The following is a 24,933-nucleotide window of genomic DNA, read 5'->3' on the forward strand; positions in this document are numbered from 1 at the left end:
TTAAAAATTATAACCGATACGAACTTTTATATGATTGGATAATGACTTGTTTTGTGGGATAAAATCGTATAGTATCTGAAGGTTGCCCTTCAATTTAGCGTTAATTCTGTACTTTTTAGAAATTCCAAGAAGCGCACTTTCTGTCCAATGGTGTAAATGATAAAGCTCAGTAAAACGGGAAAAAGACTGAAAATAGTTCTTTTCGTATCCCCCGGTGATGTAGAAGCTGCCCTTTATCTTGTGGTCAATGTAGGAGCGAATGCCGATTCCCTGGTGAGAAAAGGCAATGTGGTTCCAACCACTTCCCAAACCAAGTTTGTAACTAATACCTATTCCAATGCTTCCATTTTTATTAAATTTATACCCAACCTGACCGGCTATATCAGTTATTGTAGGGTAATATGAACTATTCTTTTGAAATTGAATATTTCCGCCAAATTCCAATCGTTTCAGGAAGGGCTTTGTTTTCATTGGATTAGGTTTAAAATCCGGCATTTCTGCGGCGCTATTTAATTCCGGATACTTATTCTTTAATTCCGATAGCTTGTCTTTCGCCTGTTCCAGCTGTTGACTTATAGCCGCACGAGCATTAGGATCAGTACCTACACGGGTCTGGACTATTTCTTCCACCTGCGTTCTAACCTGTAAACCTTCGAGGGAACGGGTGTTATTGTAATCTTCACCTAGATTAAATAAGCTGCCAACAATGGAATTATTTTTAACGAATTCATTATAGGCAGGTAGTTTCTTGAGTTCACTAAGGGCCTTCCTTTCAATCTTAGAGGGGCTCTCATAAGTTGATTTATATTCCGCTAACTGCTCCTTATAGTAATAGGCTTGTTTACTTAGACTTTGCAGGTTTTTAGAGAACTGCGTATACTGTACTAATTGTTCTTGAAGTTGCCGTTTTCTACTCTGTATATAGGCTTGAATATCCTCGGTAACTTTTAGCTTACCTTGGAGCGCCTCCTGGTTTTTCCGGGCCTGATCCATATACTGATCTGCAAAGCCATTTTTTTTCAAAAATTGCAGGGATAATTGCGCAGTATCCAGATGACCGCTAAAAGGGATTTTGGAATACACTTTACTTTTTACGGCATTTGAATAGGACTGAACGTCGCTCGCAAAAAGCTCTTTTGCCTTTTGAGGGTCTAATTTCACAAGTTTGTTTTTAATCTTTAATTCTTCCCTACTAAATTTTCGTAGCACCTTTTGGGAATATAGACTTATCTTTTTTTCGTAAGTACCTGTTGATTGTTCAACGTATCTTATGTATCTAATTTGGTTCTTTATACTGTCCTGAGCACTAACAAGGCATGGAAGTAGCACAAAGGCAATCGGGATGAATGAGATTAACTTCATATAGGGGGTTGATCCTTTAGGTACAGATTCGATAAAAACATTTTGAAAGTAATACATTTTTTTTGTCCTAAATAGTTAATCCAAGGTTAACGACGATCATTTAAAACAATCATTAATGACAAATGACTACGATTTAAATTCGATTTCAGATTATAATTATTTCTCACATAAAAACAGTGTTTAATGTAATAAAACCCTGTAAAAGTGCCATACTCAACCAAAGTGTCATTTTCCCTTAATGGAAAGATCTCTCATAACTTACACCTATATATACTGGTTTTAATAAACGAATTACCCCAAAAATGAAAGAAGAAAATTCAGATTAATATAGAGGGAATTACCTATTACTAAGAAACAATAAAGCACCTTTCACTCTGAGATATAAACGACAAAGCCGAAATACGTCATCTTGTAATGAACTTCAAACTAATCTAGTAATTGAGGTAGCCACCAATGAAGTGGTGGGGTTTTAATGGCCGATTTTGAGAAGATGTTCAATATCCCGTTACCGCCGTTTCTTTGTTACTTTCTTTGCGGATTCAAAGAAAGTAATCCCCGGCCCGGTGGCCGGGGATTACGGGTTTCAGCATTTGCAGCCTTGGCCTGGGCACTGTTAAAATAGACGTTCAAAAGGGGTAACCCAGCAATGTCTGCGATCTGAAGGAAGGAAAGGCCGATAATAGATGAGCATTAACAGGTCATTGGAAAGGCTAATACATTTTTCCAAAAGTATAGACCTTAACCCCTCGTAATCTGTAGTGATAAAGAAATAAACTGGCTGAATAGCGGAAATACCAAAATCAATATCAGTTTTAAATGGAAACTCTGTCCCTTCTATAATTAAGGAGTTTTTAAAATGCTGCCCATTGGCTAAATAAATCGAGTTGCCCGCTAAACTGCTTGTTATTTCAAAGCATGACAAATCCACATTGTATCCGGTAACTTTCATATGCCAACGACGGGTTTTATAATTGGGGAATAGTTTATCTATAACGGTGTAATATTCACCAATAATTAGAGACTTCATAAATGATGTACCTGAGTATTTCCGTCAGGATAACGGTTAACTTCAGAAAGTAACAAAGTTAGAATCTGAAGTAATCTGCCTTTAGGTTTATGGCTCCCTTTCTCATAATGGAAAACCGTTGATTCATTAACTCCCAAATTTTTAGCAAGATCCTCTTGGGTGAACCCGTTAATATAACGATAATATTTAATCTTACCCGCGAGGCTAGAAGTATCTATTTCAAATGGAAAATAGCCTAAAAACTCTATGATTTTGGGATAGTATTTTACCGTTGGATTTGACCGGTTATTCTCCCATAGTGTTACACAATCTTCTGTTACGCCTATAAAATTAGCTACCTCCTTTTGTAACATCCGCTTTTCCAACCGTTTATTAAGAATTTTTCCATTTAAAGTCTTAGGGTTCTCTAAATGTCTAAAATTCAAAGGCTTAGGTATAATTTTGGAAAATGTGGAAAATGGCAACGCATTTATGAAAATGTGTAACATTTTGTAAACATGAACTCTACTGGAAATAAATGTCAAACACACCGTAAATAAATATTAAATCTTTCTCTGGTAAAACAGAATGCATTGCCTTGTTTGGTACGGAAAGCCGTTTCAAAACAAGCAGCATATTGTTACCAAGAGCTACTGTTAAAACGATAACGAAGGTCCTGAACGAGACCGACCTTATAGCAAAAAATAATGGACTGCAGGAAGAACACAAGCTTAATTCTCTTGCAGTAAACTCTAAGTGCCAATATGCGCCTGGTGACTAAGGCTTAAAAAATTATATCGAAGGGTAAGCCCACCCCAGAAAAGCCGCATAAAAAATGGAGCGATTCAGTGAGTGACACAACAGGCGATGCCAGCTACACTACAGCCCAACACAAATAATAATTTTAACAGTAACAGCTTATAATAAGTAAGCCGAATCCTGTACAGATCTATAACATTTAATCTGCCCGTAAACCAATACAGCCTGTCGGGTTAAAATATCCAGCAGGAGTTCCCACAATTCTAGTGAGCAAAACTTTCGCAAGACTATCCCCATCGGCGGCGGTTGGGAATTTGCTTAGTAAACTAATTTTGGTGGACATTATGCTATTGCTGCTTCTACTATGGTTTAGTCCAAAACAATGACCTATTTCATGTGCCAATATAGGAACAAGGTTATAATAATTCTCAAACGTTAAATCAAAGGCCCTCTGATTATAAATCATCCTGTGATCTCGCATATTGATAAAAAGCGTTCTTCCCTGTACCTGCGCTTTAGCCAGTACCGCATTACCATCCGGAAATTTCTTACCACCATCAGTATATACGTGAACTACCATATTTGCATTCTCCGGACATTCAACTAAAAATACAGGCGGGGCATTATAAGTTGAATGCCCTGCTTCCTTTAAAGTATAGTTATCTAAATACTCCTGAACACTTTTAGGCATTCTTTTATAATTGATCAGCATGGATACTCCCCAATTTGTCAACGCAACTCGAAAACTGTTTGCTATTAACGCATTAACAGAATCTCGTAACTGGGCAATATGCTTAGGTTTACCTTCAATAACTACAAAGACAGTGAAACCTTTGCTGAATATTTGATTCGCCAAAAGAGGCTTTTTACTATAGTCTTCAAACTGCCAGTTCATACTTTCCTCGCACGGCTTTCGTCCCTGCCTTGACCCCACACACGACAACAGGAAAAAGGAATAGATGAATACATTACGGCAGGAAATAGCCATACCATTAAAAATTTGGTGATACTGTAAAGGATAAATAACCGCTGAGTTTATCTTTGATATTGTCACTACCCCAATATTTAGTATAGGAGATAGTAAACACATCCTTTATATTGACACCTATATTATAGTTATTCAGCCAGAAGCCTTTCCGACTCCCCTCTTTCAATTCAAGAGCATTATAAAAGGTCGAGTTACCAGCTACGTAGCTTAATCGCGTATTACCAAAAAACCTAAATATCCCCTTTATACCTCTCAACTCTGCCTGTAGGTCGGTGCCTATCGCCGTATTATGAGCGAAGCTGCCATTAGTTACACCAAAAGATGGTGGATCAATAGAAAATCGCGGTGTAAAAGACATCGCTGTTCCGAAAATTGGTGAATCATAAGAAAAAATAGGAAGTGCAAAATTGAACACAACGGCGCCTCCCCCTGTCGTGAACCGCTGGATAAATTTCTCTCTATTAATCTTTTTTTGCTCTACCGTATTTGTGTCCGATTTCGGATATGCCAGTGTAATTCCAGCACTTACACGTACTGGGCCAATAAAGTCTGCGGCCAATTCCGAATACATAGTAATATTAGAAAGGCTGTCATTATATGAGATTACATTGTTTTGAAGAAACTGGGTGGAAGCCTTCTCAAAATATTCAATATTACTTATTGATGGTAGAAATAAAAAGGCATGATTAGAAGGTATTATTGAGCTATCATACAAGTAGGCTCTTGATTTTATTGAATCAATTTCTTTCAAGGGCTTTTTAAGATAATTCGCTGGAACGATAGTTTGGCTAAAGCCAATACCACAGGTAAGCAGGAGCAATAAAATAATAGTAGAATGTTTCATGATTATTATATAGGTTAAATAATTATGAGGCTATTCAATATTTGGACGCTTGTAACCTGAAGCCTAATAAAATAAATTAGAACTTATACTCCATCCAGAAAATCCGAAAACGGATCAGGCACAACCCTTCGAGCAATGAATACTCCAATCACTTTAATATCAGGAAAAGCGTCTTGAATCACCTGTTTACATGCCTTAAAATGGGCCCCAGCCGTAATTAAATCGTCAAAAAGTACTACTGTCGATTTCAGTTCTTCACACTCTTCCAGGTCTAACTCATAGTTTTCAACGAGATCGTCCAGTTTGGGGCGATGATCTCCGCTAAGATGCGATGCATCCCTATCTTCAATAGCATTAATAATCTCTCTTACATCCAGGTTTCCCTCGCTATTCAAACGATTTAATACCTGTGTCATTCTATCATCGTATTGTGGATTTGTTTTGATTTTCGACGGAGGTATCGGAACCAGCGTGCATCCTGCAAGGTCTAAATCATCAATTGCATCTTCTAAATACTCAGCAACTTTGCTTATAGCCTGTCCTTTGTATTTCCATCCAGATGCGCCACGCTTTTTCTTAAAATTAGGAATTAGCTGGTTTGCCTCGCTGTAGTCAAAGTCCTCTCCTGGCATATATTCCAATAAATAATAGCAATCATCATGACCATTTAAATAATAGTGGTCTCGCAGATTTTTTTGTTCAATTCTTTGGAGCTTCATCGTTAGTCTTTTATGGTAAGAAGTGGTGGTGAAATAACCTATCTATCTCTTTAATCACAAGATTCAATACAATGTAATTCGAGGTTCTAAAACAACATGGGGCTTATCTATCTACAGTTACACAAAATTTAGAGCAGAAGGGTTAACAGAACCTACAGCACTATTTCACTCACACAAGCTATATATCCCTTTCTATGGCTCGAAACAAAAACTTTCTTCTTTCCAGGGTCGGGCGTTGAGAAATATAGATTAACATGTTTTCTAACATGCCCCTGTCAAAAAAACCTTTTTAAAAAATCAGGTAGCTCTTCTGAACGCTCAACGATATAATGAGGCTCTGAAGCACGTAATGCCGCGGTATTAAAACTACCCCATAGGCACGCGACGGAAATGGCACCTGCTGCTTTGGATGCTTGAATATCTTTTGGCAGGTCACCTAAGGAAAGAATTTTACCCGGATCTACCCCCATCCGCTGGATTGCCAGATTGATAGGATCAGGATGGGGCTTTCGTCTGGTAGTATCATGATAACACACCTTGTTGTCGCAAATAATATCGAAATGGTCAGTTATTTTCCCACAGTATTTGCTGGGACTGGATGTAACAATAGCGAAGGGTATTCCCTTCTGCCTAAGATATACTAACGCCCCCTGAACTCCAGGATACAAAACGAAATCCCGTATTAACGGGTATACTTGTTCCCATTTTCCAGTATTGCGAAATTTTTCAGCTATTGAACTATCTACAATAGTTTGATCAAGGTCAAAGATTACTCCTCCCATAATTTATATTGAGAATCGTCAGTTTCGCCCCCCTTCGTCTTAGATAAATCATCCCCCGACGGGTTTACTTTGTTGTTTTGGTTGTTAGTATGTTGCACAAAATCCCATAACTGTATTAAATCGTGTTGTATCTCTTTGGCAAAAGTGCTGTAAAGCCTTCTTCGCGTAAAAGCCACCTGATTTACTTTTTCTGATATGTGCTCTTTAAAGAGGCTGTTAGCTGTTCTATTAGTGCTGTCTACTGGTCGAACATAATCAACTCCAAAGTCCAACTTGAACTCCCCAGCAATTCTTAAACATATAGACTTGTATGCCTCATAAAAATATGAGGATTTATTTGATCCTGTATGAATTTCGACACTTTTCTTCTTTAATTCTGGAAAAGAAACAAAATAGTGTCCCAAAGCATCATAAAAGTTTTTAATGTAAATTTCCTTAGTAAATGATGTTTCAAAATAATTATCCAATAACAAGTACGACAGTACATCTATTTCTTCCGGCGTAGAAATTCCATATGCACGGCCTTCTCTAATAAGCATCTGGTTCCCTTGCACCTTTTCATGATTTAACCATTTGTCAGGATGCGCAATACATACTAAAGATCTTTTGTATTCTTCACAATATTTAACCGTGTGCATGGTACCACCTTTAACCCCGGTTTCCACAACAACTACCAATTGAGAAAGCCCGGCTTGTATACGATCGCGTTCCACGAAGAAGTTCGAAAGTGCCCTGGTTTTTACAAAGTATTCGGATAAGAGCACGCCGTCATTTTGTAGTATCTCGTCAGCGAGCTCTCTATTTTCTTTAGGATAAATATGATCCAGCCCGTGCGCAAGAACAGCTGTAGTAGTACCCTTACCCTTTAAGGCTCCCTTATGCCCAGCAGTATCGCAGCCAATGGCCAAGCCAGAAACTATGTTAAACTTATATCCAGCGAAAACCTCTGCAATCCTCTCTCCGATTCTTGCACCATACTCTGTAGGCTCTCTAGTTCCTATTACAGCAATATTTGGCTTTTCTGATAGCGATTGAATATTGCCCTTGTAACTAAGAACTATGGGAAAATCTGGAATCTCAAGTAATTGTTTTGGATACAATTCATCTTTGTAAGTAATAATACTCACACCTAGCTTCTCAGACAAGGAAACAATGCCTTCTGCCTCTGCAATGGCGGCTTCAATATCAGCCCTAGAATAATCAGGTAACTTGGTGCCTACAGTGCGTTCCTTTAAAAAATCGTACAGATCCTCTTTATTGTTAATATTGTAAGTCAATGCATCTAGAAAACGAGCAGCCGTTTTCCTTCCTATTTTTGGTAGCTGTAATATTGCGATAACGTATTCTGTACTAATCATATGCTTTAAAATGTCAATTCTATTCTTTTCACCACTCTAAAAGAGCCTTAAACCCTATCAATAGTTTCTACAAAAGGAGTTAGTATATCTTTTTAGTCAAAGAAGCAACTGGATTCATTGTCCGGTCCTCGCTTATAAATGCTAAAAATTAACCTAATTTAATAAATTTCCGAAAAAGTATTATTGTAGTTATTTAAATTACCAAGTGTCCTTTTTATCTTCCTCAACCCATTCTCTGTAGGTTTCCCGTTTGGGGATTGCTCCAGATGATACTGATATTTGTTTTATGCCACATTTTGGATTCCAGCGTAAAGGCATAGGCTTTCTGTGAATAGCCAATCTTTAGTAAGAATAACATCACAATCATAAAGGCAATGGTTTTTTTCATACATTGAGGCTAAGGAGTTTTAGTGATATAACATCAGGCTTGAGGACTCAGACAATAGCATAAGCTGTTTAAATCTAATTTATAGCAAATTTTATATACGGCAAATACCCACTAGTTGGTATTTTCATCCCAACGCGGACTTTACACAAAGAGCAAGGGCTCGGATGAACTTTTGCTGTAATTTTATATAGGCCAACTAGATGTACCAGCAGAATGTAACTTCCAAAAATGAGAGAGAGAGATTAATCAAGGACTATTAAAATACTTAAATAATTAATATGGCAACAACTATCCATAATATTGAAATTCTCAGAACATACCTTTCGGGGGTGTTGGACAGAGCAAACCACCACGCCCAAAATGTCAATGAAATTGCACTTGCTATTGCAGGAGGAATAATTTGGAGAACAACAGACAATATTCGTGTAATGTCCCGCGAAGGTGAAATGAAAAACATATTGTGGCTCCAAGTAGGTGATAGAACTTTATGCTTCGCATATAACCATGATACCAGAAACATAGAGGTAAGGGAGGGGTCTATTCAGGGAGCCGTAGTTATTAACTTTAACAACGTTACTCCTCTAACGGATGTTAAGGTATTTTTCGAGAATTTATAACCGTGCTAATATGAAATCAAACGTCAAAGCTAGCAATCCTTTATATTAATTTATCTTTTCATACATATTAGTGGATAAAGCCTAGCTAAGTGAAAGTATTGTTTCAGCAAGAGACTTCTATCACGAATTCTTTTACACCATAAATGAGACTGCACTGTTTTATGTGATTTTCCCTCATCTGGTCATAGCATCAAGAATATCCTTTAAGCTTTCAACATAGGCGTAGGAGTATTGATATGTATTCGGCCGTGGCTGGTTCGTATTGCAAATTTTCCGGCTTGACAAGCTGATTCATCACTGCAAACTCATTTTTATTAACCTTTTTATATGTTATCTACGCGTCCGAAAGCAATAAAGACAAAACCTGGCGCAGCCTTGCTTTAGGTTTATGGGTTCCTTTCTCATAATGGAAAACTGTTGATTCATTAACTCCCAATTTTTTAGCAAGATCTTCCTAGGTAACCCCTTTGATATAACGATAATATTTAATATTACCGGCAAGACTGGAAAATATCAATTTGAAATGGGAAATAGCCTAAGAATTGTATGATTTTGGGATAGTATTTTACCATAGGATTTGACCGATTATTCTCCCAAAGTGTCATACAATCTTCTGTTACCCCTATAAAATTGGCAACTTCCCTTTGTAACATCCTCTTTTCCAACCGCTTATTAAGAATTTTCTCATTTAAAGTCTTAGGACTCTTTAAATATTTGTCTCCAAATGGCTTAGGTACAATTTTGGAAAATGTGGAAAAAGGCAACGCATTCATGAAAATGGGTAACAGTTACAACCATGAAGCTACTGGGAAGATAATCTAGACTTACTGTTGATCAGAAGTAAACACATCGAAAACTTATAAAAACTCGTAGGCAAGTCTACATTGTAAATATAGTACGGAAATTACTACTTCAACAATCATTTGTTATACCAAAGTAAATTCAATATATTTCGCAGCAATTAAAATCTATAGAATATTGACGCTCAACAAATTTTCCACAAGTCCAAGCCCACTATTTGTTGAAATTTCCTTGAAAATCAACATTTTTCGGTTGAACAGCATCTTATCAAATAGCTCGGTTTCAATTGCTTAATTAGCACCACATGATCAAAATACTCGAAAACGGAAAAAGGCGGAAAAAGAACCTTATACTATTTATACATGGCCTGACAGGAGATGAGTCAACTTGGATGAATGAAAAGGGCCAAACGTTTCCACAATTACTATTTTCTAATAGTATCGTGAAAAAAAACTATGACATAGGATTGTTCGACTATTATTCTAAAATTTTTAGCCCAGTCCGTGTAAAACTGCTGGGTAAGCTGTTTAATAAGTTGACAAATATAAAAAGTGGTCAGGTTGAGCTAAACCTGGATGTAGAAAGTATAAGCGATATTCTGGTGACCGAGCTTGAGGTTCACTGTAATGACTATAAAAAAATTGTCGTAATCGCCCACAGCTTAGGCGGACTGATAGCAAAATGTGCTGCACTGAAGCTGGTCGAAAAGGAATCGACAATAAATATCAGTAAGCTTATCTCGCTTGCAGTACCACATATCGGTAGCAGCATTGCGACGATCGTAAGGTTAGTCGCATCACATGCCCAAATAAATGACCTTGCTCCCTTGAGCGATATAACAACAAAGCTTAGTAATAATTGGATTCAGGACAAAACGGAGAGGTTGCCCCAGATTATTTATTTCTATGGTAAATACGACCTAGTCGTCCAACAGAATAGCGCATTAGGTGTGTCTAATGAAAAACAGATCGCAAAATTTTTTGAGGCAGACCATGAGAATATTGCAAAACCGTCTTCAAATCAGTCATCCATCTATAAAGCAGCCGAACAAATTCTGTTGGAAGTAGTATCAGAAGCGGAAGTAGACAATGCGCTTACAGTCCGCTCACTTCCAGATAGCGATACTTTCAACGATGAGTTTTTCGTACTCAAGCTTCTAGTGGCGGACGTACACGAAAAAAGCATCCATACAGCCAAAACCTCATTTTATAATGCGGAGTTTATTAGAAAGGTCGGCCTACAGAGAAAGGTAATTTCACAAAGCAATTTTGACGATCTCATAAGCAGGATCGAAATCCTTTATAATAATGCCTATGCACTTTTGACTGCCGGTAAACTGAAGGATGGAAACGAACTTGTAGCCCACATCCATGATCAAATCAGACAGGAGGATAATGGCGTTCTGAAAACTTTGGAAAGGATCTCTTTTATTCACAAGACAGGTATGCTGCACCAGCTTTCCAACAATTCCAGTAAGGATATCTGGTGGGGTAAGGATCATAATAACGATACAATAGAAGCATTTAAAAAGGGACAGTCATAAAATGGCACTATCATTTATCTACCCCGATAAGGAACTCGACATACAGATAATACGTTTGTTGATTATCCTTAAACATAATTCCACTAACAGAGCCAATAATCCAATACTTTCTTTGGACAAAATATCGGCGTTTGTCTTCCTTATAGAACACCCTTATATATTGTTCAGGATACTTATCGACATGGAGAAAAGGTCCACCTTTGTAGCTGATGAAATTGAGCAAAATTCAATTTCTACAAAGTTCCCGAATACTTACAGCTTACATTCGTTTTCCGAAACTAAGGAAGTATTGAAAATCATGATTGCTAGAAAATTTGCAAATGTTTCCCTGGTAGCTAACATACCATATTACACCATAGCGGAAAATGGTGTAATGTACCTTGAAAGTATCGAGACTTCTTATACCGATAGACTTCACATTATATCTGGTAACCTTAGCCACCTCAGCTCAGAAAGCTACAAAGACCTATTAAACTTGATAAAACCATACACCTATGGCAAATAACGAGACAAAATCACCAACAATTATTATCAACCAACTTCGTGTGGTGGGTATAAGAAAAGACTATACAATTTTCTTCCATACAGGGCTCAATATTATCAATGGTGATTCTGATACTGGAAAATCTAGTATACTTGATCTAATCGACTATTGTCTAGGTGGGCATGATATTGACATGTACGATGAACTTAGGAGCAGCGGTAAATATTGTCTTTTGGAAGTAAGTCTAAATGGAAAGATCTATACCATACAACGCGACATTTTCGAGCCGAATAAGAATGTCGAGGTCTATAGCTCCACAATAGATGATATGGGCAATGTTTTTCCTAAAGAGTACTCGCCAAACTTCTCACGACGTGCAGATGAAGGATTTATATCTGATTTTTTTCTGGATGCGTTGAGCATCCCTAAGATTGAAATAAAGCAGGCTCCGAGCAAATCGGATTCGAAAATGATTAGGTTAAGTTTCAGGGATATATTAAAGTTTAATATCCTGAGCCAAGATGATGTTGGTAGCAAACAGTTACTAGATAGCGCTAATTTCGCTGTGGCCATTAAGAACCAAGAGACATTTAAGTTTATTCACAACCTGCTTGATATAAACATCGCAGAATTGAACGCGTTGATCTCTGAAAAGAGTACGGCACAGAAGGCACTTGAACAGAACTACAAGACAATATCAACGTTCTTTAGAGAAACGAATCTAAAAACGAAAGAGGATCTCAATGCTGAGCGAGCAAGAATGAAAGAAAATGTAAACTTACTTAATGAACAGATAGAGTCCATCAATCAGAATATGAAAGCTGATACCCGTGGGCTGGATGAATTAAGAAATATTAAGGAGGATTTGGAAAAGCGCATAAAGGCCGAAAGAGAAAAAATAGAAAATCTAAACATCCAGATGCGCCAGCATATACTGCTTAAAAATGATTACCTACAGGATATCAACAAACTTGATACAGCCATAAGAGCATCACGGCACGATCTTGCACATGATTTAGAAACCCCCTGTCCTGTTTGCGATAACGCCCTGCGTGTATCAAGCATTTCGGAAAAATTCCAACAGTCGGGAACAGAACTTCTTGAAAAGGAAATCAAAAGTGTAAAGAACCGCATGTCGGGGATCGCCAAACTTATTGATGAAAGCAGAAACGAAATTATTCTTTCTGAGATAAGTATTGCTGAACTTAATAAAGAGCTTGAGAAGGTAAATGTACTTCTCGATGCGGGCACAAGCGAGATAATCAGCCCTTACCTATCACAAAGAGATGGTTACACCATTGTCAGGGCACAGCTTCTCGAGAGGATAGATCAGATCGAATATACTTTAAAGATAAGGAACCAGCTCAACGAGATTTCCAACCAGTCAGCTAAGTTGGACCTGGAACTCACAAAACTTCATAAGGATCTTGAAGAGCTGAAGGCATCGACTCCGACCACCGAAAAAATCACAGCCAGATTGGCTGATATACTAAATGACTTTCTTATTAAATGCAAAATGAACAATGTTACCGGTATTTCGGTAAATGAAAGGACATTCATGCCAATTGTTAGAAACATAGAATATCATAAATTGACATCTGGAGGTGTTAGAACGCTTGTGTCTGTTGGTTATTTTATAAGCCTTCTAAAAAATGGTTTGGAAACAACAACAAACCATCCCAACTTTCTCATGATTGATACTATTGGTAAATATCTTGGAAAAACTTCACCCCGATACCTTGGGGATACAAATCCAACGGAGGATAACAGTGAGGGCTTCGGAGCAAGCGATCCTACAAAGTATCTGAATATTTACAACTACATTTTAAAGCTTTGCAAGGACAGAGAAGATATTCAGATCATCGTCGTCGACAATGATATTCCTTCTGTAATCCAGGAAAAGCTACGCTTAAATGTTGTAAAAGAATTCAGTAGTACGGGATTAGGAGGGTTACCAATAGGATTTATTGACGATGCTAGATCTTTTGATATATAATAATTTCGGGAAACAACAACAATAGGACATAATCTCAACAGGTGTTGAAAATATGGGAGTGATAAACAAATTTTACCAACCTTTACGCAGTGATTGGGCGGTAGCCTGAAGACGGACTGTATTGTAATAAATGGTGACATAGGATCTACTTTCTATTGTATCTATTACTTAAAAATCACTTTTTTAACCTAATTCTCTCTTTCGCCGATATTACTTCGTTCTTATCAGCAGTTAGGTAAATTCCATATGGTTAAATCACCAATGTTTAAACTAAAGATATTAGCAAAAAAATCGTAGATTAGAATTTTATAGTTGGCAATGAGGAAATCTATTTTCGATAGCAAAGGAGAGGAAAAGCTTTTCAAAAGGTTAAAGACCTATTGGAGCAAATATTTAGATGTTTTTCCGCAACTGCCGCCTAGGAACGTGTTTGGCTATGATGAAATCATGAAGTCAGATATGAAGACTGGCGCAAAAAATTTCCTGCTTACAACCAGTTTTGACTTTGTGGTTTGCGACATCAATAACCACACGCCATTATTGGTAATCGAATTTGATGGGGTATCAGGCGGATTTTCAAGGGATGCGGAGTATTTCACCCAAAAAACATTTCGATATGATCCATACCGCAAATTGAAAATGAAAACCAAACTTCAAGCATGTCGAGATTTCAATATACCTGCCGTGGTTGTTTCGTATCAGGAATGCGACCTTTTAGAGGAAAGCGAACAAATGATCAATATCTTAGATGTGATCATTGCCGATGCCATAGAGAAAAGTGAACATGCCCAAAACTTTGGAAAGTATACTGACATGCTCGCTGAAGCCTATAATTATGGCGGACAAGACTCAGTTGATGATGCGATGATTGAAATAGAAATAATGAGTGAAAGAGCCAATCCTATAAAAAGAAAGATACTTGAATTAACCAAAAAATTTCCGCATTGGGGCACGCAATTTTATTTCGCAAAGCCTGACGAATATGGAAATCTTAGTGCATCTTTTAACCTCAATATTGATATAGAAACTATTGAAGGTGAGATGTTTACTAAAAGGCTACTTTCGGTAAATGTCAGCATAAGACAAGCAGGAGTATCTACAAATGATCCATTATTCCTACTCAATACCATTGGCGAATATTGTCTTGCTATGAAAGCTAAGAAAGCCCTAGGTTTTGACTGGAAAAACTGGTCGGAAGCCAGGGAAAAAGCCGAATGGGTCAGGTATTGATTGCTGATAATTGCAAGATAACAAAGTGGGCATTTACAGAAATCTCTCTTTTAATTGAGCCAATCTAATAAGTTTTTTTCTCAGTTCTCTTGCGCGCGGAGATAATCTTTGTATTTAATAGGAGTTAAACGTTATATGCGGACATTATTTTTTATATGCCGATCTACTTCAGAAAGTAACAAAGTTAGAATCTGAAGCAATCTGCCTTTAGGTTTATGGCTCCCTTTTTCATAGTGGAAAACCGTTGATTCATTAACTCCCAAATTTTTAGCAAGATCCTCCTGGGAAAACCCTTTAATGTAACGATAATATTTAATTTTACCTGCAAGGCAGGAAATATCGATTTCAAATGGAAAATAACCTAAAAACTCTATGATTTTGGGATAGTATTTTACCATAGGCTTTGACCGATTATTCTCCCACAGTGTTACACAATCTTCTGTTACACCTATAAAATTGGCAACTTCCTTTTGTAACATTCTCTTTTCCAACCGTTTATTAAGCATTTTCTCGTTTAAAGTCTTAGGATTCTCTACATATCTTTGATTCAAAGGCTTAGGTATTTTCTTGCAGAATGTGGAAAAAGGCAACGCATCAATGCCCCTGTGGCTACTTCAATCACCCTGAAAGATCCTGCTCCTGCGGCCCGGGCATGGTACAACGTTACATGCGCAAAATCTCCGGCCCCCTCCTGGACCGGATCGACTTACACATAGAAGTCACCCCGGTCTCCCACCAGGAATTAACCAGCTTATCCACATCAGAATCCAGCAATAAAATCAGGGAAAGAGTCATCGCCGCCCGAAACATCCAGAAACAAAGATTCGCCCGGCACAAAGGCATTTACAACAATGCACAAATGCATGCTTCATTATTAAAAAAAGTAGCCCAGCTGGATGCTGATTGCGCAGACCTCCTCAAAAGAGCCATGCAAACATTACACCTCTCGGCCCGCGCCTACGACCGGATCTTAAAAGTCTCCCGCACCATCGCCGACTTAGCCCAAAGCGAAAAGATCCAATCCGATCACATCGCAGAAGCCATCCATTTCCGCAGCCTGGACAGAGAAAATTATTGGATATAGAGGTCTATGCCCATTGAATGCCGTAATTCACATACCAGGTAGTCGGGAAACAACACGTAAACCTAAAGCGGCAAATAATTACTTAACCTGCATACGCTTCATCGGGAACTGTCGTTTGACAGCTTTCCCTTTCAAGGTGCCGGAAATCTCAGCAATCAGGGAATCCGGTGCATGGAAGGTATAGGTAATTCTCTGCGGGAAATCATGATCCGGGTTCTCAAATACCAGCCGCGTAGCATTACCTTCGACTAAGGTGAAACCCACAGGCTGTTCGTTATTCTGCCCGTTGACAGCGGCAATGTAAGTCAGCTTATCCAGCCTCTGTTCCAGCCTTACACGCTCCAGCCAAATGGTATCCTTTCCTTTCAGGTAATAGCTGGCTGACACCATGGTACTGTCATCCTGCTTATGCCAGCTCTCATAAAGGGTATAGTTTTGCTTATCCTGCTGCCAGGTACCCTGTAACCAACCTAAATCCTGGATGGAAACCTTTGGAGTAAAAAAAACAGATAATAGAATAGCGATGGGAAACAACAAATACATAGATAATTATTATTACTCAATATACAAATTTGGGGCTGTATGCCGCGATAAATATAACTACTCTACATTTCGCATCATATCCTTATCATTTTAAAATCAAATTCAACATTCCTCCCAGTCAATTAAACTAGAAAAAATCAGCTTCTATCTGTCCTTTTTATTATTTTGTTATCCGAACCCTTATACAATATGAAAAAGACATTTCTATTCCTGGTTTTCCTATTGTTTGCCAACACCACAAACACCTTCGCCCAATCCCTGGGAGAACAACTGAGAACATTCAGAGATGCCGTATACCAAAGAGATAAAGCAAAGACAAAACAATTCTTTAAACTTCCCATCTCTGATCCTGGACCTCATTTCTGGACCGCGGCCTCAATGAATGCTAAAGGAACGACGCAAACGCATCTTGAAAAATTAGCGGAAAAGCATTATCCCCTGACAGAAGAACTATTTACGCTCTATTTTGATCAGATTTTTCATAAGAAGTTCATCACATCCTTTCTTAAATTAAAGACGAAAGATCTTCAGGAAATTGGAGAAACGTCAACTCCTGAATTTTCAGATGATCAGATAAACTTCTATTACATGCTGGCAAAGTATGATGCGGATACAGGAAAACTAACACTGAGTATCATTGGCCATTCCAAAGGAGGTGAGGATGAAAATGGAGGCGAATACGCTTATATTTATCAGTTCAACATCGTAAACGGACAACTAAGATTTGATAACCTTTCTATGGCTGGATAAGCCTTCATTGAATATCTTATGTAATAATTCCAGGATTTCGATCTATTGAAAAAGGAAGCCATTCCAGCACAACTATTGCATTTTAATTGTAATTTCTCTCTTACCCCATTATCCAGCCTTCCTTTGATAAAATGCACAAAATAACCTATCAATAATTTCTAAATAAATCCAACTCCAACATCACACCCATATATTTAAATTTCCCCCCACAATCAAACATTATTCTTTTTATTACTATATAATCTCGAAGATCAAATTAAGTGTTCCGCAGACATTTATGTACCTCCTACACATAATTCACCCCCAAATCATTTTTTTCAAAAAAAAATAAAGAATTTAAATATTCTCATTATCTTCAAACCGAATTCCATAGTTAATAGGAAGATATACCGAAGAAAAAAACAACCAATCGACAGTGGACGACGCGGGGAAACGCCTGAGACAACCGCAACTAATAAGGAAGTGGTGTACATCATAACTCTGTAGAATTCCATTTAGGAGGGACGAATTCCTATATTATTTATCAACAAAAATGTGAACAAAAACTGGCTAATATCTAACGATACCATCCAGCATGGCCTGCTACACTCACGTATCTGGCCAAACCAAAACTAAAGAGTGCGCACAAAACAACTATTTATAAACCTAAACACGGAAAAACTATGAAGCTGCCTGCTATTCGCAGAAATTGCAATCGATTGCAGTTTAGACCAGGGACCACAGTAAGAATGGTATCATTCTTACTGTTGACTGCCGGGATTCAGATCCAAGCCAGCGCATCTCCCCTCCCTATCATTCCAGGGAGCACCAATACCAACGCACGCTTTGGTCCACCGGTGAAAGGTAGAGTTACCACAGCTAACGGTGAAGCAATGATCGGTGTGACCATCATGGTTAAAGCCACTAAAAAAGGAACTAACACCAACGAAAAAGGAGAATTTACTATCAACGCTTCCCCCGAAGATATCCTCGTAATCACTTACCTGGGATATGAAACTCAGGAAGTTAAAGTAGGTAACAATACTACCCTCAACATTGTTCTCTCTACCGGCGCTACCCAACTAAACGATGTCGCCATCGTAGGTTATGGTAAACAAAAGAGAGCAGCACTCACCAGCGCCATCACATCCGTGAAGCCCGGTGATCTCAACAGAGGTGCCATCACCGACCTCGGACAACTCCTCCAGGGTAAAGTTCCAGGCCTCAACATTACCGCCAGCGGTGACCCTAACAGACCCGCTGCCGTTATCCTCCGCGGTACCTCCACCCTCAACTCCTCCCAGACACCCTTCTACGTGATTGATGGTGTACCAGGGATGGATATCTCCCTCATCGCACCAGACGATATCACCAATATCGAAGTACTGAAAGATGCTGCCGCTACCGCTATCTATGGTAACAGAGCCTCTGCCGGTGTTATCATCGTGACCACCCGCAAAGGAAAATCCGGTAACCTCACTGTTAGCTATAACAGCTACGTAGGTGCCGAAAAAATCTCCAGCAACCTCAAAGTGATGAGCGCCGATGAACTACGCTCCTTCCTTACCAAGAATGGATCCGGCTTCTCTCCTAACGACGACCTGGGCGCACATACCAACTGGCAGAAAGAAATCGAGAGAGAAACCGCCGTTTCACAAAACCATAATATCGCTTTCAGTGGCGGTACCGATCATAGTAACTACGTCGCTACCCTCAACTATGCCAATAAAGAAGGTATTATCCAGAAAACCTCTCTGGAACGTATGATCGCCAGACTGGCCGTGGAACAATATGCACTGAACGATAATGTGAAGTTCGGACTGAATATCTCTAACTCTATCAGCAATGCAAAGGACCTTCCTTACAGAAATACCATCCTCCTGCAATCTGCCCTCTACCTCCCCGTTTCTCCAGTGAAAAACGCGGATGGTACCTACTTCGAAAACCTTCAGTATAGCAACTACTACAACCCTGTTGCCATGCTGAACAACAGCGAAATGGTTACCAAAAACAATAACTTCTCTGCCAACTTTACAACCAATGTGAAACTGCCCTGGGGATTCTCATACGACCTCAGTGCGTCTTACATGAATGTATCCACACTGGGTGGTCAATATCTTAGTAAGTACTACACCAGCAAGTACAATGGAATGTACGACAACCCAGATCCAGCCGGATATGGCCACAGTCAACAAACATTCGGTACTAACGGCCAGGCTACCAGGTCTTCTTATACCAACACGTATAAAATCCTGGAAAGCTTCCTGACCTGGAACAGACACTTCGGTAATCATAATATCAACGCAGTAGCAGGCTACTCCTGGCAAAGCAATGTAATCGGTGACGGTTTCTCTACTACTACCTACAACTTCGCTGTTGACAACACAAGCTTTAAAAACCTGGCACTGAGCAATCCTTATGCTTACTCTACGCAAATCAACCTCGGTTCTGATGGCGTATACCAGGAAACAAAACTGATCTCCGACTTCGCCCGCGTCAACTACGACTACAAAGAAAAATACTTATTACAAGGTTCCATCCGTCATGATGGTAGCTCCGTATTCGGTGCTAATCACAGATGGGGTTACTTCCCTTCTGTAGGTATCGGCTGGCGCATCTCACAGGAACCATTCATGAAAAACCAACAACTGTTCAATGACCTGAAATTCAGGGCCAGCTACGGTGTTACCGGTAACTCAAGTGGTTTCAGCGCATTCTCCGCTCAATATATCATCGGTAGCAACGGTAGCTTCTACTATAATGGTTCCACCCTCGGCGCATTCGGTCCTACCCAGGCACAAAATGCTGACCTGCAATGGGAAAAAACAGCCACTACCAACATCGGCCTGGACTTCGCTATCCTGAAAAGCAGGTTAACAGGTTCACTGGAAGTGTATAACAAAAATACCACCGGTATGATCTGGTCTTACTCCGTAAACCCTGCACTGGTACCAACCGGTTCTATCGTGGCAAACGGTGGTAGCATGAACAACAAAGGTATTGAGTTAAGCCTGTCCGCTGCCATCGTTGAAGGCCACGACTTCAGCTGGAACTCTACCCTGAACCTCGCCAGCAACAAAAACAGGATCACCAGCCTGAGAAACCCACTGTTCTCCGGAGGCGACTCAGTAGCGGTTGCCTATCCTGAAGGTGCTTCACAGTCCGGTGCAAGTCTCCAGTTGTTGAAAACAGGCCACCCACTCGGCCAATTCTTTACCTTCGAATATGCAGGTAAAAACGCCAGCGGTATGTCCCAATACATAGCTGGTGATGGTTCTACTACCACCGCCCCTATCAATGGAACCGACTACCACTACCTCGGCAGTGCACAGCCTAAACTGCTCTACGGATGGGCAAACACCTTCAAATACAAACACTGGGATCTGAACGTGTTCGTAAGAGGTGTGTATGGCAACAAGATCTTCAATGCTACCCGCGCTGACCTGTTCCGTCCCTCTACAGCACAATACTCCAACATCCTGGCAGATGCGAAAGATGAATCTACCAGCGATGCTAACTCTTACAAATACTCTTCACGCTTTATTGAACCAGGTAGCTACCTGAGATTTGATAACGCTACCTTAGCTTATACTTTCGGAAATATCAATCCTACTATCAAAAAACTGAGATTGTACTTTTCTGTAAACAACCTCTTCGTAATTACTAAATATAAAGGCGTAGATCCTGAAGTGAATCAGGGAGGTATCGCACCTGGCGTAGACTATAATAACTTCTACCCCAAAACACGCACCTTCCTAATCGGCGCAAACCTGGCCCTCTAATATTTATCAATTAAACAAATGAGAAGTATGAAACGCTCAATCATAAAATATTTCCTTTCATCAGTATTGGTCGCTGCAAGCTTTGCGTGTCATAAGTTAGACGTGCCCATTACGACCGAACTGACCACTGATACTTACCCACAGGACTCTGCTTCCTTTATTACCGCAGCCGGTCCCGTATATGTCGTGCTGAGAGGTAACTTTGCCGTAGAATGGGCAATGCAAAACTCCTTAAGTACAGACGAAACAATCTTCCCTGCCCGTGGTGGTAACTGGTACGATGGTGGACAAAACGTACAAATGCACTACCACACCTGGACCAGGGACAATGGATATGTAAACGGTAACTGGACATGGCTCTCCACCATCATTGGTGTATCCAACCAAACCCTCGATATCCTCGGCAAAACAGAAAGCGAAGGTGATACCAAAAACAGGCACCTGGCTGAAATCAAAATGGTACGTGCACTGGCTTATTTCTGGATGATGGACAACTACGGACGGGTTCCCCTCGATACCGTGGCTGGCGATTATACCCCGCATTCTAATGTAGACCGCACCGTAACCTTCAGCTTCATCGAAAGAGAAATCCTCAATGCATTGCCCTACCTCAGCAGAGCAACCGGTGTCTCTACCTACGGCAGAGCCAATAAGTTCATGGCATTTGCCCTGCTGGCTAAATTGTACCTGAATGCTGAATATTATACCGGTACCCAACGTTACAACGATTGTATCACCGCCTGTGATAGTATCATTAATTCAAACATGTATACATTAGCCGGCATTGGCAACTACCTGGATATGTTCAAGTATAACAATGGTCCTGCTACACCTGAATTTATCTTCGCCGTTCCTTACGATCCGAACTTCAATAATGGTTCATGGCCTTTCAGAGGTGTGAGTCTCAACAGCCGTTACGATGTGCCACGCTCTATGGGTAATGTTGCTCCCGGTGCAGGTTACAACTACTTCAACATCCCATTTGTACCAGGTGCACCAAGAAGTACTATACCTTCTTTCTACGCCTATTTCTACGATGCGAATGACGTACGTAATGGCCAATGGCTGCATGGTAAACAATTCAAACAGGATGGTACACCTATCACCATCACCACTACCTATGCAGGTTATGACGCTATTACCTATGCCGGTAACAACGCTCCTTACACCTACCAGTTAGATATCACACCAGATGTTATACTGAGACAAAGCACTGAACTCTTTGACTGTGGAAATGACGAAGTAGCATGGAACATGGGTTATCGTAACATCAAGTTCTATCCTGATCCTACTTCTCCTAACCGTAACCAGAATAACGATATCCCTGTATTCAGATATGCTGATATCCTGATTACGAAAGCCGAAGCCATCCTCCGCGGTGGTAGCCCTACCAATGGTGCTACTGCACTGAACCTGGTCAACCAGATCAGAGCTCAACGTACCACCAGCCCAGGCTGGACAAATATCACCCTCGATTCTATCTACAATGAAAGAACCAGGGAGTTCGCAATGGAAGCATGGCATAGAAATGATATGATCCGCTTTGGTAAATTTGAAAATAGCTGGGGTTTCAAAACGGATAATGATGTCAATCACCGCATATTCCCAATCCCAACAAATGCAATCAAATTGAATCCAAACCTGACACAAAATCCAGGCTACTAATAGAGATTGAAATAGAAAAAGCCTGTATCATTCCTGATACAGGCTTTTTTATTTCAATAAATCATTCAGCTCTTATTACCCCACCAGCTCCACACCCTTATACTCCTCCATCAACCGCTTCTGCAAATCCCCCGGCACCGCCGCATACTCCGCAAACACCGCCTTCACCCTCGCTTTTCCCTGCGTCACATTCCGCAATGCTGCATACAACTTATCCAACTCCGCCTGCGGTGTCCTCGCCTTTATCACCTGGTACCCATGTTCAGAATCCATCCCCGTTATGATACTTCTCCTGCTCTGCAATTCCCCCATCACATCACCCGCCATCTCATCAGGAATAGTCGTCTCCACATCATACACAGGCTCCAGTAATAACGGTGCCGCCTGATGGAAAGCATCCTTAAACGCCATCATCCCCGCTATCTTAAAAGAAATATCATTGCTATCTACCGGGTGCATTTTTCCATCATACACACTCACACGAATATCCCTGACATACGAACCGGTTAATGGCCCCTCATTCATCTTCTCCATGATCCCTTTCATAATCGAAGGCAGGAACCTGGTATCAATCGCTCCACCTACAATACAATTATTGAACACCAGTTTTCCTCCCCAGTTCAATTCCACCGTTTCTGTATCCCGCACAGGATGCTCCTTATAGGGTGGCATACCATCAAAATAAGGCTCTATTTTAATATACACTTCTGCAAACTGCCCCGCACCCCCCGATTGCTTTTTATGCCTGTAAGTAGATTGCGCCGCCTGCCGGATCGTTTCCCTGTAAGGGATTTTCGCTGGAATAAACTCAACCGGCGTTTTATAAATATGTTCCAGCCTCCACTTAGTCAGCGCCAGGTGCAATTCCCCCTGTCCATGTAAGATGACCTGTCTCAGTTCACGGTTATACTCAATTTCCAAAGTCGGATCTTCCATATGAATCTCCGCCAGCACCTCACTCAGTTTCTCATCATCCCCTTTATTCACCGCTTCAATCGCCACCCGCACATTCGGTGCAGGAAAATGAATCGCTTCCACCTGCACACCTCCCTTCTCTCCCAATGTATGATTCGTTAAAGTATTTTTCAGTTTCAAGGTACAGCCAATATCTCCTGTACGTAGTACATCCACATTATTACGGTTCTTACCATCAGCAATGTACAGCTGGTTCAACCGCTCCACGGTATTCCCCTTCTCATTGTACAACTCAGCTCCCGCCTTCACTTCGCCCGACAACACTTTAAAGAACGATAACTTACCAATATGCGGCTCCAGCAAAGTCTTGAATACAAACAATACCGGAGGTCCCGCCGGGTCGCAAACAATTGCTTCACCTGCCTCCCCTTTTTCTGCAGGCATTTCCACAGCCGATGGTGCTACATTGTCAATAAATCCCATCAGCCTTCCACTTCCCATATCATTCAATGCTGATAAACAAAACACCGGAAACACATCATGTTTCAACATCCCGATTTTCAAACCCTGCCGCAGTTCATCTTCATCGAGATTTCCTTTTTCAAAATACTGCTCCATGAGCGTATCATCATTTTCAGCGGCCTTTTCTACAAGTTCATTGTGTAGCTTTTCCGCCTGCTCTTTCTCACTCTCAGGTATCGGTAGTTTTTCGGGTTTGCCGCCATTGGCAGGAAATTTATACATCGTCATTTTCAGGAGATCAATGACGCTGTTAAAACCCGTGCCCTGGTTCACAGGGTATTGCATCACAGTCACGGCATGCCCCAGTACCTGTTTCGCCTCCTCAATCGTTTTGGAAAAATTTGCCTGTTCTGCATCGAGCTGATTCACTGCCAGGATGGTGGGTTTGCGGTATTTATCCACATAATCCCAAATCAGCCCGGTTCCGACTTCTACGCCATGCTGCGCATTGAGCAGGAGCAGGGCCGTATCACAGATGCGGATAGATGCAATTACTTCCCCTACAAAGTCTTCCAGACCGGGGGTATCAATGATATTGATCTTGTAATCACGCCACTCTGTGTGCATACAGGTGGCGTATACCGAGCTACCCCTGTCATGCTCTATTTCATGATAATCGGAGACGGTGTTCCCCTCTTCGACCCTGCCTCGCCGGGGAATAATGCCAGCCTCAAATAACATAGTTTCGCAAAGTGTAGTTTTACCGCTCTTCGCTGCTCCCAATAGAACAATGTTCTTGATGTGTTTCTCATCATAGGTCTTCATAACAATTAGATTAAATAAAAATTGTGAAGAAAACGTGGAAAGCCGTTTTGG

General features: G+C 40.3%; 21 protein-coding genes and 1 pseudogene. 9 read left to right on the forward strand and 13 right to left on the reverse strand.

Annotation, left to right across the window (positions count from 1 at the left end):
- The 9 genes from DXN04_RS14365 to DXN04_RS34780 all read right to left on the reverse strand — a co-directional run bounded on the left by DXN04_RS14365 (nt 1) and on the right by DXN04_RS34780 (nt 8,206).
- On the reverse strand, nt 1-1,362 hold the full coding sequence (locus DXN04_RS14365; RefSeq protein WP_116854043.1) for a hypothetical protein: 1,362 nt from the start codon (nt 1,360-1,362) through the stop codon (nt 1-3).
- 613 nt (nt 1,363-1,975) lie between these two features.
- The gene (locus tag DXN04_RS14370) at nt 1,976-2,389 is read right to left on the reverse strand and encodes a hypothetical protein (RefSeq protein WP_116854044.1); all 414 of its coding nucleotides are present in this window, start codon (nt 2,387-2,389) and stop codon (nt 1,976-1,978) included.
- Nucleotides 2,386-2,814, reverse strand: a complete 429-nt coding sequence (locus DXN04_RS14375) for a helix-turn-helix transcriptional regulator (protein WP_158569012.1) — start codon at nt 2,812-2,814, stop codon at nt 2,386-2,388. The genes DXN04_RS14370 and DXN04_RS14375 overlap by 4 nt, the downstream gene beginning before the upstream one ends.
- A 512-nt stretch (nt 2,815-3,326) precedes the next feature.
- A complete protein-coding gene (locus tag DXN04_RS14380; RefSeq protein ID WP_158569014.1) occupies nt 3,327-4,022 on the reverse strand; it encodes a matrixin family metalloprotease in 696 nt (231 codons plus the stop codon).
- Nucleotides 4,023-4,119: 97 nt separating this feature from the next.
- Complete coding sequence (locus DXN04_RS14385; protein ID WP_116854047.1) at nt 4,120-4,959, reverse strand: hypothetical protein; 840 nt, start codon at nt 4,957-4,959, stop codon at nt 4,120-4,122.
- Nucleotides 4,960-5,042: 83 nt separating this feature from the next.
- Nucleotides 5,043-5,678, reverse strand: a complete 636-nt coding sequence (locus tag DXN04_RS14390) for a hypothetical protein (RefSeq protein ID WP_116854048.1) — start codon at nt 5,676-5,678, stop codon at nt 5,043-5,045.
- A gap of 275 nt (nt 5,679-5,953) precedes the next feature.
- On the reverse strand, nt 5,954-6,460 hold the full coding sequence (locus tag DXN04_RS14395) for an HAD family hydrolase (protein WP_116854049.1): 507 nt from the start codon (nt 6,458-6,460) through the stop codon (nt 5,954-5,956).
- On the reverse strand, nt 6,448-7,818 hold the full coding sequence (locus DXN04_RS14400) for a DNA-processing protein DprA (RefSeq protein WP_116854050.1): 1,371 nt from the start codon (nt 7,816-7,818) through the stop codon (nt 6,448-6,450). Before DXN04_RS14400 ends, DXN04_RS14395 begins: the two co-directional genes overlap by 13 nt.
- 223 nt (nt 7,819-8,041) lie before the next feature.
- On the reverse strand, nt 8,042-8,206 hold the full coding sequence (locus tag DXN04_RS34780) for a hypothetical protein (RefSeq protein WP_158569016.1): 165 nt from the start codon (nt 8,204-8,206) through the stop codon (nt 8,042-8,044).
- A gap of 278 nt (nt 8,207-8,484) precedes the next feature.
- Between DXN04_RS34780 and DXN04_RS14405 the strand changes: the two genes are divergently transcribed.
- Nucleotides 8,485-8,823, forward strand: coding sequence for a hypothetical protein (locus DXN04_RS14405; RefSeq protein ID WP_116854051.1), 339 nt, complete (start codon nt 8,485-8,487; stop codon nt 8,821-8,823).
- A 334-nt stretch (nt 8,824-9,157) separates the two neighbouring features.
- On the opposite strand, the pseudogene DXN04_RS35775 reads toward DXN04_RS14405, so the two are convergent.
- Nucleotides 9,158-9,265, reverse strand: a pseudogene (locus DXN04_RS35775) (hypothetical protein); the annotation flags it as partial.
- A gap of 663 nt (nt 9,266-9,928) precedes the next feature.
- On the opposite strand from DXN04_RS35775, the gene DXN04_RS14415 reads away from it, so the two are divergent.
- The 4 genes from DXN04_RS14415 (at nt 9,929) to DXN04_RS14430 (ending at nt 14,877) form a co-directional block, all read left to right on the forward strand.
- The gene (locus DXN04_RS14415) at nt 9,929-11,167 is read left to right on the forward strand and encodes an ABC-three component system protein (RefSeq protein WP_116854053.1); all 1,239 of its coding nucleotides are present in this window, start codon (nt 9,929-9,931) and stop codon (nt 11,165-11,167) included.
- Between the two features lies 1 nt (nt 11,168).
- On the forward strand, nt 11,169-11,672 hold the full coding sequence (locus tag DXN04_RS14420; protein WP_116854054.1) for an ABC-three component system middle component 4: 504 nt from the start codon (nt 11,169-11,171) through the stop codon (nt 11,670-11,672).
- Nucleotides 11,662-13,647, forward strand: a complete 1,986-nt coding sequence (locus DXN04_RS14425) for a coiled-coil domain-containing protein (RefSeq protein ID WP_116854055.1) — start codon at nt 11,662-11,664, stop codon at nt 13,645-13,647. Before DXN04_RS14420 ends, DXN04_RS14425 begins: the two co-directional genes overlap by 11 nt.
- A gap of 318 nt (nt 13,648-13,965) precedes the next feature.
- A complete protein-coding gene (locus DXN04_RS14430; RefSeq protein ID WP_116854056.1) occupies nt 13,966-14,877 on the forward strand; it encodes a DUF2726 domain-containing protein in 912 nt (303 codons plus the stop codon).
- Nucleotides 14,878-15,008: 131 nt separating this feature from the next.
- Here the strand turns inward: DXN04_RS14430 and DXN04_RS14435 are convergent, their stop codons facing one another.
- A complete protein-coding gene (locus tag DXN04_RS14435; RefSeq protein WP_199415042.1) occupies nt 15,009-15,428 on the reverse strand; it encodes a helix-turn-helix transcriptional regulator in 420 nt (139 codons plus the stop codon).
- Nucleotides 15,429-15,451: 23 nt separating this feature from the next.
- On the opposite strand from DXN04_RS14435, the gene DXN04_RS14440 reads away from it, so the two are divergent.
- Nucleotides 15,452-15,961, forward strand: a complete 510-nt coding sequence (locus DXN04_RS14440; protein ID WP_116854057.1) for a magnesium chelatase subunit ChlI family protein — start codon at nt 15,452-15,454, stop codon at nt 15,959-15,961.
- A gap of 78 nt (nt 15,962-16,039) precedes the next feature.
- Here DXN04_RS14440 and DXN04_RS14445 read toward each other — a convergent pair whose 3' ends face one another.
- Entirely contained in the window at nt 16,040-16,504 is a 465-nt protein-coding gene (locus tag DXN04_RS14445; protein WP_116854058.1) for a DUF6265 family protein, read from the reverse strand.
- Between the two features lie 189 nt (nt 16,505-16,693).
- On the opposite strand from DXN04_RS14445, the gene DXN04_RS14450 reads away from it, so the two are divergent.
- The 3 genes from DXN04_RS14450 to DXN04_RS14460 all read left to right on the forward strand — a co-directional run bounded on the left by DXN04_RS14450 (nt 16,694) and on the right by DXN04_RS14460 (nt 22,680).
- Complete coding sequence (locus DXN04_RS14450) at nt 16,694-17,254, forward strand: hypothetical protein (RefSeq protein ID WP_116854059.1); 561 nt, start codon at nt 16,694-16,696, stop codon at nt 17,252-17,254.
- A 728-nt stretch (nt 17,255-17,982) separates the two neighbouring features.
- Complete coding sequence (locus tag DXN04_RS14455) at nt 17,983-21,015, forward strand: SusC/RagA family TonB-linked outer membrane protein (protein ID WP_199415043.1); 3,033 nt, start codon at nt 17,983-17,985, stop codon at nt 21,013-21,015.
- A gap of 27 nt (nt 21,016-21,042) precedes the next feature.
- The gene (locus DXN04_RS14460; RefSeq protein WP_116854061.1) at nt 21,043-22,680 is read left to right on the forward strand and encodes a RagB/SusD family nutrient uptake outer membrane protein; all 1,638 of its coding nucleotides are present in this window, start codon (nt 21,043-21,045) and stop codon (nt 22,678-22,680) included.
- A gap of 75 nt (nt 22,681-22,755) precedes the next feature.
- Here the strand turns inward: DXN04_RS14460 and DXN04_RS14465 are convergent, their stop codons facing one another.
- Nucleotides 22,756-24,882, reverse strand: a complete 2,127-nt coding sequence (locus tag DXN04_RS14465) for an elongation factor G (protein ID WP_116854062.1) — start codon at nt 24,880-24,882, stop codon at nt 22,756-22,758.
- Nucleotides 24,883-24,933: the final 51 nt, after the last annotated feature.

Source organism: Chitinophaga silvisoli (genome assembly GCF_003412465.1).
Taxonomy (GTDB): Bacteria; Bacteroidota; Bacteroidia; order Chitinophagales; family Chitinophagaceae; genus Chitinophaga; species Chitinophaga silvisoli.